The 9,115-nt window shown below is 45.7% G+C and carries 7 protein-coding genes and 1 pseudogene; 3 read left to right on the top strand and 5 right to left on the bottom strand.

The features are described from left to right. Nucleotides 1-550: 550 nt before the first annotated feature. The 4 genes and pseudogenes from psb34 to HWQ23_RS05130 form a co-directional block, all read right to left on the bottom strand. Nucleotides 551-730, bottom strand: a complete 180-nt coding sequence (gene psb34 / locus HWQ23_RS05145; RefSeq protein ID WP_292824506.1) for a photosystem II assembly protein Psb34 — start codon at nucleotides 728-730, stop codon at nucleotides 551-553. A gap of 124 nt (nucleotides 731-854) precedes the next feature. Then, nucleotides 855-2,870: a glycine oxidase ThiO gene (gene thiO, locus HWQ23_RS05140; protein WP_292824503.1), complete on the bottom strand. Its 2,016-nt coding sequence runs from the start codon at nucleotides 2,868-2,870 to the stop codon at nucleotides 855-857. 215 nt (nucleotides 2,871-3,085) lie between these two features. Beyond that, a complete protein-coding gene (locus HWQ23_RS05135) occupies nucleotides 3,086-3,484 on the bottom strand; it encodes a hypothetical protein (protein WP_292824500.1) in 399 nt (132 codons plus the stop codon). Between the two features lie 16 nt (nucleotides 3,485-3,500). Next, a pseudogene (locus HWQ23_RS05130) lies at nucleotides 3,501-3,840 on the bottom strand (2Fe-2S iron-sulfur cluster binding domain-containing protein). Between the two features lie 75 nt (nucleotides 3,841-3,915). Between HWQ23_RS05130 and cimA the strand changes: the two are divergent. Further along, nucleotides 3,916-5,604: a citramalate synthase gene (gene cimA, locus HWQ23_RS05125; RefSeq protein WP_292824497.1), complete on the top strand. Its 1,689-nt coding sequence runs from the start codon at nucleotides 3,916-3,918 to the stop codon at nucleotides 5,602-5,604. 415 nt (nucleotides 5,605-6,019) lie between these two features. Continuing rightward, on the top strand, nucleotides 6,020-6,163 hold the full coding sequence (locus HWQ23_RS05120) for a hypothetical protein (RefSeq protein WP_292824494.1): 144 nt from the start codon (nucleotides 6,020-6,022) through the stop codon (nucleotides 6,161-6,163). A gap of 342 nt (nucleotides 6,164-6,505) precedes the next feature. On the opposite strand, the gene HWQ23_RS05115 is transcribed toward HWQ23_RS05120, so the two are convergent. Next, nucleotides 6,506-6,739 carry a hypothetical protein gene (locus tag HWQ23_RS05115; protein ID WP_292824491.1) on the bottom strand — a complete coding sequence of 78 codons (234 nt, stop codon included), beginning with the start codon at nucleotides 6,737-6,739 and terminating at the stop codon, nucleotides 6,506-6,508. A gap of 160 nt (nucleotides 6,740-6,899) precedes the next feature. On the opposite strand from HWQ23_RS05115, the gene HWQ23_RS05110 reads away from it, so the two are divergent. After that, complete coding sequence (locus tag HWQ23_RS05110) at nucleotides 6,900-9,068, top strand: NAD(P)/FAD-dependent oxidoreductase (protein ID WP_292824488.1); 2,169 nt, start codon at nucleotides 6,900-6,902, stop codon at nucleotides 9,066-9,068. Nucleotides 9,069-9,115: the final 47 nt, after the last annotated feature.

The following is a 9,115-nucleotide window of genomic DNA, read 5'->3' as shown; positions in this document are numbered from 1 at the left end:
ATAATTCTTTAATCCGTCTTGGAAAGTTTGCTCAAGTCAAGCCACTCCGTTGCGGTGAATCCAGCGCTGTAGTGAGGCAGTCGCTCAGAGGGGGTCTCCCCCATGAGGAACTGCCGAAAGGGTTTCCCGCCGTAGGCGACTGGTGAACCCGTTAGCGTAGCGTTAGCGACTGTGCGTAGCGTCAGGGGGGTTCCAATTGTAGGAAGTGGCGCGCCACAGCCGCAAGAGCAAATGCAGGGCAAAATCTAAAATTAAATGACTTGCCCCTGACTTGATTGCTCTTTTCAATCTAAAATCTAAAATCCAAAATCCAAAATTGATTGACCTTTCTGGGCGCATCCAAGTGGGTTAAACTCATAATTAAAATGATTTTTAAGTGGATCTTTTGTGGCTGAGGATAAATTGAGCCTTCAGATTTAGAAGAATAAAAAAGTATCTAATTATACTTTAACTGCTAACTCAATTTTAACAAAAAATAAAAAAGCAGGCCCCTTTTAAAATCGGAACCTGAAAAACTATAAAGATGAAATTTTATTACAACGTTTGATGCTCAACTGATCTGGGAAACAAAGAAGGCGACTACAATCAAGCCGCCAACCAAAGCTGTACCAGCGATTCCTAGTAAGAGATAAGTTCGCTTTTGCCCATCCGTGGGAGGTTCTGCTTGATAAATCTTTGGTTCACGGGCAAAATTATTTAGAAGGCCGCCTTCTTCGTTTGTATAGGGCATGAATTAATTCCTTTATCTTTATCGTTCATTTAATGTTACATAAATGCCATATCTGCTCTCAAACTGCTAGATAAATCGTTACATTGGCCAAACAGGGCATTGGTTATTCCCCATGCCCTATTCCCTAACTAGTAATCGTCCCAGTCAGAGGAGAACTAGGACTGGCGTAATCTTTAATGGGCATCCTGCCAGCAAGGTATGCAAGACGACCGGCGACTGTTGCTAAATTCATCGCACGAGCCATTGCTGCTGGGTTTGGAGAAAGGGCGATCGCACTATTAATCAACAAGGCATCTGCCCCCAATTCCATTGCCTGGGCGGCTTCTGATGGTGAACCAATACCAGCATCTACCACCACTGGCACACCTGCATTTTCGATAATGATTTGGATATTGGCAGTTGTTTTCAGCCCTTGTCCAGATCCAATTGGCGATGCTAAAGGCATTACTGTAGCACAGCCTACATCTTCTAACCGCTTGGCTAACATCGGGTCAGCATTTATATAGGGCAATACTGCAAAGCCTTCTTTAACTAGTTGTTCTGCTGCTTGCAGCGTCCCAATCGGATCTGGGAGTAAATACTTAAGGTCAGGTATTACTTCTAACTTGACAAAATTATTATCTTCCTGCCCTAACAATTTCGCCATTTCTCGCCCCAAACGCGCTACCCGAATCGCCTCTTCAGCAGTTTGACAACCTGCGGTATTGGGCAACATCCAAATTTTCGTCCAATCCAAGGCTTCAGCTAAACCTTCATGTCCGGGGGCCTTGGTTTGTACCCGTCGTACTGCCACGGTGACAATCTGGCAATCGCTGGCGGCAATACTTTGTTGCATTTCCTCAATGCTGCGATACTTACCAGTTCCCGTCATCAAACGGGATTGGAAGGTTTTGCCAGCGATAATCAGTGGGGAGTCTTGAATGGAAAGTGGTGGCTGCTGTGGCGATATAGCAGGGTGATGCCCGTTGGAGAAATTGGCAGAGTGAGTCAGCATTGGGGTGGAGGTAGATGGCTTGGACTGGAAACGCGAATAGTGAAAATCAGCAAGTAGGGGGTCAGACTTTTGTTCTAAGATGAAATCGGCAATCAATGCGGCTGTTACGGGTGCAAGTAGAATCCCGTTGCGGTAATGACCTGTAGCAAAGGTTAAATTTTGACAGTGGCTAGTGCCAAGGATGGGTAACTCATCGGGGGTGGCTGGGCGAAATCCCCACCAAAATTCTTGGATAGGATAATGCTTGAGTTGAGGATACAGCCGAATGGCAGCTTGTAGTAATTTTTGAATGCCTTCCGGGGTGTTGTCGGGGGTGAAGCCAACGTCTTCGCTTGTTGCGCCAATAACAAGGCGATCGCACCTTGGTACGATGTAAATATCCTGCCCAAACAAAACCCGTTTTAAGGGCAATTCTGGCACCAATCCCGGTATCCGCACACTCAGCATTTGTCCTTTTCTGGGTAGCACGGGTAGTGGTAATAATTCATTTGACCAAGCACCTGAAGCTAAAACATAGTGCGCGGCGCGAATTATTCCAGCATTGGTTTGCACGCCAACCACTTGTCCTTGCTGCTGTAAAAATCCTTCTACTGTAATGCCGTCTTTGAGTTCAACACCAACAGACTCAGCCGCCGTCCACAATACGTGAGCTAGAGCCTTATTATCAACTTGTGCGTCTTCAGGATACCACCAGCCACCAACTACCTCTGCTCCCAATCCTGGCTGATATTGATCAATTGCCTCTTTGTTTAACCAGTAAGCCGGGGATGTAGCTTTAGCTTCCCGCAGGGTGGGGGATGAGGGGGATGAAAGAATTAATTTTTCTCCCCCTGCTTCCTGCCCCCCTGCCTCTTCAAAGACGGGTGCGAGGATACCGCAGGGACGGTAGCCAGTATTTAAGCCGGTCAGTTCTTCTAATTTGCGCGTCCAGTCGGGGTATAAAGCACGCGATCGCCAACACAATGAACGCATTGCCCCCGCCGGGATGTTTTCCGCATCTGGTGCTAACATCCCGGCGGCGGCGTGGCTAGCGGCAGCCTGGAAGTCACGACAAAACACGGTGACGTGTGTCCCGCGCAGTTTTAGTTCAATGGCGATCGCTAAACCAATAACGCCGCCACCAATAATTACAATCTCACTAGTCATTAGTCATTTATCATTAGCCATTTATGATTAGCTATTTATCATTAGTACATAACTAATAACTCATAACCAATAACTCATAACTTATAACTTATAACTTGTAACTAAAGACGGATCTATCTTCAGAAGTGCTGATTGCAATTAATTTTACTTTTTACTCAGCACTCCTACTCAGCACGGGCTAAACGCAAGAGAAGAAAGCTAACAGCACTGTTGAGTTACCACAAGGCGCGAATTGGTTCGTTGCCTTGATTTGGATTGCTGGATGGCGTGTCTGTTCCTGAAGTATCTGTATTGCCGTCTGTTGTACTGTCAGAAGGTGATGTTGAGTCATCCGAAGGATTCTGGGCAACGCTACTCTTATTGTCAAGTCTTGGGGCTACAATACTGCGTCTGGTTTGGTTTGTTTGAGTTGTTTCATTTCCTTCTGTTGCAGTTTCATCATTTTTGCTGCCAGCACTGCTATTAACATTGATATTAGCTGGCAGGACTTCTGACTTTTTGCCACTCGGAGCGTTAGCGGTTTGTACGCCCATCGGAAAGTTGATGCCTAGTAATGTACCAAGCAGAATCGCCAAACCTCCAGCCATTAAAATTAAGGGTGTCCATCTACCCATCTTGTCTTACTCCTTTTTAACCTTTTGGTGTCCACACTATTCGAGAACCTTGTCCCCAAAATCCATCAAACTTTGTCACTTTCAGATCGTCTAAAACCAGAGTTTGGCAGTTTTTTACGTAGGTCTGTTGTAGGAGAATGGGGAGGAAGCGAATGCCGTGCTCGATCACGCCAATTCGCTGCTGATACTTGGCCCTCTACCTTAACCGTACAGGTACTACAACTGCCAATCCCCCGACAGCTTATTACCTTAGCATCGTCATTGTAGAGGCCAATACCATTTTGCAGCAAAATTTTTCGGAGATTGCATTCGCGATCGCACTCAATTGTTTTACCTTGAGCTAGTATCTTAGGCATTTTTAAATTGCCAAACTGGCTTTTTGTTGTATATTGACACATTGCCTCGAAAGTTGTCTCGTCGGTCTCAGTTTTATGACCACAAATTCCTCACCTCAACTTTGGCTTTATGACACTACACTACGGGATGGCACTCAGCGCGAGGGGCTATCAGTATCGATAGAAGATAAGTTACGCATTGCCAAAAGACTCGATCAACTGGGAATTCCCTTTATTGAAGGTGGTTGGCCTGGTGCCAATCCCAAGGATGTACAATTTTTCTGGCAACTCCAAGAAGATCCGCTAAAACAAGCTGAAATTGTGGCTTTTTGTTCGACTCGCCGCCCCAACTCTACTGCTGCAACTGAACCGATGCTACAGGCTATTTTGGCTGCGGGAACTCGCTGGGTAACCATTTTTGGCAAGTCTTGGGATTTACACGTTACAACCGGACTCAACACCACATTAGAAGAAAATTTGGCGATGATTTGCGACACAATTGAGTACCTCCGTTCTCAAGGTCGTCGGATTATCTACGATGCCGAACATTGGTTTGATGGTTATAAGCACAATCCAGATTATGCTTTACAAACATTAGACGCTGCGATCGCATCTGGTGCTGAATGGCTAGTCCTCTGTGATACCAATGGTGGCACTTTACCCCACGAAATTAGCCAAATTGTTCAAGATGTCAGTAGTCATTTGTCATTTGTCATTAGTCAAGAACCAATGACGAAGGACATAGACGCGCCAGAGGCTTCCCGCAGGGTAGGAGAAAGGACAATCCCTCAAATTGGAATTCATACTCATAACGATTCGGAAATGGCGGTTGCTAACGCAATAGCCGCCGTGATGGCAGGGGCAAAGATGGTACAGGGCACAATTAATGGTTACGGTGAACGTTGTGGGAATGCTAACCTCTGTTCGTTAATTCCCAATTTACAACTGAAGGCGGGTTACAGTTGTATCACAGAAGACCAGCTAACACAACTTACAGAAGCTAGTCGTTTTGTGAGTGAGGTGGTCAACCTCGCGCCAGATGAACACGCCCCCTTTGTCGGACGTTCGGCTTTTGCTCACAAGGGCGGTATTCATGTATCAGCCGTAGAACGTAATCCCCTGACTTACGAACACATTCAACCGGAACAAGTCGGGAATCATCGCCGCATTGTGATTTCTGAACAGTCTGGACTCAGCAATGTTTTAGCCAAAGCCCGCAGTTTTGGCATTGAACTCGATCAGCAAAAGGCAGAGGCTAGGGAAATTCTCCAGCGCCTCAAAGATTTGGAGAGCGAAGGATTTCAATTTGAAGCAGCAGAGGCCAGTTTTGTACTATTAATGCACGAAGCTTTGGGAGGTCGCCAGAAGTTTTTTGAAGTCAAAGGTTTTCAAGTCCACTGTGACTTGATTGAGGGGAAAGAAACTAGCAATGCCCTAGCTACTGTCAAAATAGCTGTTGACGGCAAAAATATTCTGGAGGCGGCGGAAGGTAACGGCCCCGTAGCTGCATTGGATGCGGCTTTACGCAAGGCTTTGGTGAATTTTTATCCCCAAATAGCAACCTTTGATTTGACAGATTACAAAGTGCGGATTCTCAACGGACATACGGGCACTGCGGCGAAAACTCGTGTGTTGGTAGAATCGGGGAATGGTCGTCAACGCTGGACGACGGTAGGAGTTTCTACCAACATTTTGGAAGCTTCCTATCAAGCTGTGGTGGAAGGCTTGGAATATGGTTTGTTGTTGCACTCTCAAGCGGAAGCAGCCGTGAAAGCTTCTAGTTGACAAAAACCATTATGTAGTGTAATCATACTTTACGCTTTTCGATAATAATCGGAGGCAATACTACTGTTTCTAAGATACAAGGTTGGGTTGTAGCGAGATCCCCGTAGGGGTACAGAGTCAAACCCAACAAAGCCCTGAAAATGTTGGGTTACGTTCCTCAAACGCCACTTGCTTAGTTGTCGCGAAACCGCACCTGTAGCAGTGGCTCCCCAACCTACACCGAAGTGATTTTTTAGGCAAAACCTACGCAGTATTGGAATGGGAGGCGATCGCCTCCGATTATCGTGCAACACTAAAAGAACTTGTATCAATTCAGACTTTAATCAGAATGCAAAGACAGTTAAGATAATCAATAAAGGATATAAATTAATTATTATTTTTATATAATTTTTACTTAACTAATTCTGAATGATTCGTGAAGATCACCAAGAAACTGAAGAATCCATCGTCATTCATCAGTAAGATTAGCAATGTGTTTAGTGCCAACGATCGCTACCAGATGAATCGAGATGAAACATTGAAATTCCAACCCTTCGATTTACTCGAAAAAACTGGCTGATCTGGCAAACTCATCCTTAGGCTGGCTTTGACGCATCTGATTAAGTTTCTAGTACAGCATGGCGTAAATAAACCTACTATTTCATTACAGCCAGAAAGCCCAAAATTAAAGCTTTTTGACTTTTGACTTCCGCCTTGCGGTACTAGTGCCCAGTGCTGATGATATGGTTAAGTTAGTGGCTTCTGTGCCGTAAATGCAAAAATAGCAACCCAATTGCCAATTCCAGACATGTTACTCCTATACCTAAAATGCTCCGGCGTAGCTCGCCGCAGGCATCGCCAATATTTAGGTGCAGACCTAGAAATCTAATGCTGCGACAACAACTTCATCCTATGCAAGGTTTTAGGAGAACTTTTCCCAGGATTGGGCAACTAATTGGCTCAACCAGCGACGTTGTTGCTGATCCAGCAGTGGATCATCTGCTAGCAACTGAGCGGTTAATTCTTCCAAAGATTGACCCTGAGCGCGGACAATTTTAATAACTCCAGCGATCGCACTGGCAACTAGTTCTTCATCAATCGGCTTTTGTCGTAGGGCAACAATTTCCTGGGGACTGTCTGGAATGGGATAATTCATGGCGTGGGTTTACAAAAATACAAAATGAACAATAACTTTGACAAACTCTTAAAATTTCTTCACTGAATCTTTACGAAACTAATAGGGCGGAGTTTACCTTACTTTGTGCCTTCATAAAATCTGTCTTAGTGAGTAGATTGAACGGAGATGTCAGGAAACGATGAGAGAAATCCTTTATTTAGAAGTTCCAACTTCGGATATAGCAACTGTGCGTAGCTGGTTACAAACAGATTTTGAACCCGGAAATGGAGAAAAAGTGCTTACCTCGGAAGGCTTTCGCCTCAAAATCCCCACTGCAAGTACAACTGCTACCGGGGCTATTTCCGAAAACTTGCCTGCGGAACTTTCGGTATTTGTCTGGTCGGTGCAACGAACTACCTATCTGAAAGTGTTTCGTTGGGCAGAACAACCCTTTCCCAGTGAGAGACAAATCCTGCAACGCCTAACCAAGGAAATCAGAAGCCGTTTTGGGCATCATTACCCAGAACCGCCAGCGATTGATTTATCCCAGGAATCGATTTTTGCAGCACTAGGCTCTGCTTACCCCCTCACCGTCAAGTATTTTCAGAAAATGCCCAACGGTGAATATGACCTAACGCGTGCCTACTGGTGGGAACAACGATGGCGCGAAGGGGTACGGAATCCGCAGCAGCCGCGTCAGGTGGTGTTTTCCCACTCAGGAATAAGAGCAGGGGGAGATGAGGGAGATGGAAAAATAATATCCCCCTCATCCCCCACCCTGCGGGAAGCTAAAGCTACATCCCCCTCATCCCCGACTTATGACATCATCTACATCGGTGGGGCACTAGGTGCAATTCATGCAGCACTGATGGCAAAACTAGGATATAAAGTCCTGCTGGTGGAACGAATGCCTTTTGGGCGGATGAACCGAGAATGGAATATTTCCCGTGATGAGATTCAAAGCTTGGTTAACCTGGGTTTAGTCACCCCCACTGAGTTAGAAACTATCATTGCCAGGGAATACAAAGATGGATTCAATAAGTTTTTTGATGCCAATAATCCAGCCAAACTGCGATCGCCTGTTCTCCACACACCCACAGTCCTAAATTTAGGCTTAGATTCCGAAAAATGGCTCCAAATGTGTGGGCAAAAACTGCAAGCGGCAGGCGGTGAAATTTGGGATGAAACAGAGTTTATCCGTGCAGATATTGATATATCACAAGTACTTTTGAAAGTCAAGCACTTACCAAGTCAAAGCGAGAAGCAAGTAAGTGGACGACTGCTAATAGATGCAATGGGAACTGCATCCCCCATCGCTTGGCAATTAAATGGTGGTCGGGCTTTTGATAGTGTATGTCCGACGGTGGGAGCGGCAATTGAGAGCGGATTTGAGCCGGGGGTGTGGGATTCCCAATATGGGGACGTTCTTTATAGTCATGGGGATATTTCGCGGGGAAGGCAGTTGATTTGGGAATTGTTTCCTGGAGCAGGTGATGAACTGACGATTTATTTATTTCATTACCACGAAGTCAAAGCTGAAAATCCCGGTTCCTTGCTAGAGATGTACGAGGACTTTTTCACGATTTTGCCAGAGTATCGCAGGTGCGATATGGACAAATTGGTATGGAAAAAGCCGACATTTGGGTATATACCGGGGCATTTTAGTGTGGGAAGTAGCGATCGCACAGTTGCCTTTGATCGATTGATTGCGATCGGTGATGCTGCATCACTCCAGTCTCCCCTGGTTTTCACCGGTTTTGGTTCCCTAGTTCGCAACTTAGAGCGCTTAACAACATTATTGGATACTGCTCTCAAACATGACTTGTTGAGTTTCCGACACTTGAACCAAATTCGCGCCTACCAAAGTAATGTTTCAGTGACTTGGCTATTTTCCAAAGGGATGATGGTGCCCACAGGAAAATTTTTACCACCCCAACGGATTAACTCCATGCTCAATACCTTTTTTGGGCTGTTAGCAGACGAACCTGTAGAGGTGGCAGATAACTTCATCAAAGATAGGTGTGATTGGTTAACCTTTAACCGCCTAGCACTGAAAGCAGCTAGTAAAAATCCTGCCTTGCTTTTATGGATTTGGGAACTTGCTGGCCCAAGGGATTTACTCAGATGGCTTGGTAGTTATTTCAACTTCGGTCGTCATGCCCTGGTTAGCGCTTTACTGAGTCCGTGGTTTGGGCACTTCTTGAGCCGGATAGGTTTTTGGCTGGAACCCCGGAATCCGGCATTGTGGCTGTGGCTGTTAGCGATTAATTATGCGATCGCCACAGGCAAACCGCGATCGCGCGCTCAGGTAGCAAAAGCCAACCCAGAAGCCATAATTCCGAAGTCAGAAGCAAGGATTTTGAATTAGGGATTGGGCATTGGGCATTAGGGATTGGGCATGGGGCATGGGGCATG

Origin of the sequence: Nostoc sp. JL33 (genome assembly GCF_017114985.1) — a bacterium.
GTDB lineage: Bacteria > Cyanobacteriota > Cyanobacteriia > Cyanobacteriales > Nostocaceae > Nostoc.
The sequence above is the reverse complement of the archived record's forward strand: the minus strand, read 5'-3'. Positions and strand labels throughout refer to the sequence as shown.

What these genes read in the sequence shown, in the direction of transcription:
- psb34 (WP_292824506.1), bottom strand. Translation starts at nt 730, where the DNA reads ATGCCCTATACAAACGAAGAAGGCGGCCTTCTAAATAATTTTGCCCGT.
- thiO (WP_292824503.1), bottom strand. Translation starts at nt 2,870, where the DNA reads ATGACTAGTGAGATTGTAATTATTGGTGGCGGCGTTATTGGTTTAGCG.
- HWQ23_RS05135 (WP_292824500.1), bottom strand. Translation starts at nt 3,484, where the DNA reads ATGGGTAGATGGACACCCTTAATTTTAATGGCTGGAGGTTTGGCGATT.
- cimA (WP_292824497.1), top strand. Translation starts at nt 3,916, where the DNA reads ATGACCACAAATTCCTCACCTCAACTTTGGCTTTATGACACTACACTA.
- HWQ23_RS05115 (WP_292824491.1), bottom strand. Translation starts at nt 6,739, where the DNA reads ATGAATTATCCCATTCCAGACAGTCCCCAGGAAATTGTTGCCCTACGA.
- HWQ23_RS05110 (WP_292824488.1), top strand. Translation starts at nt 6,900, where the DNA reads ATGAGAGAAATCCTTTATTTAGAAGTTCCAACTTCGGATATAGCAACT.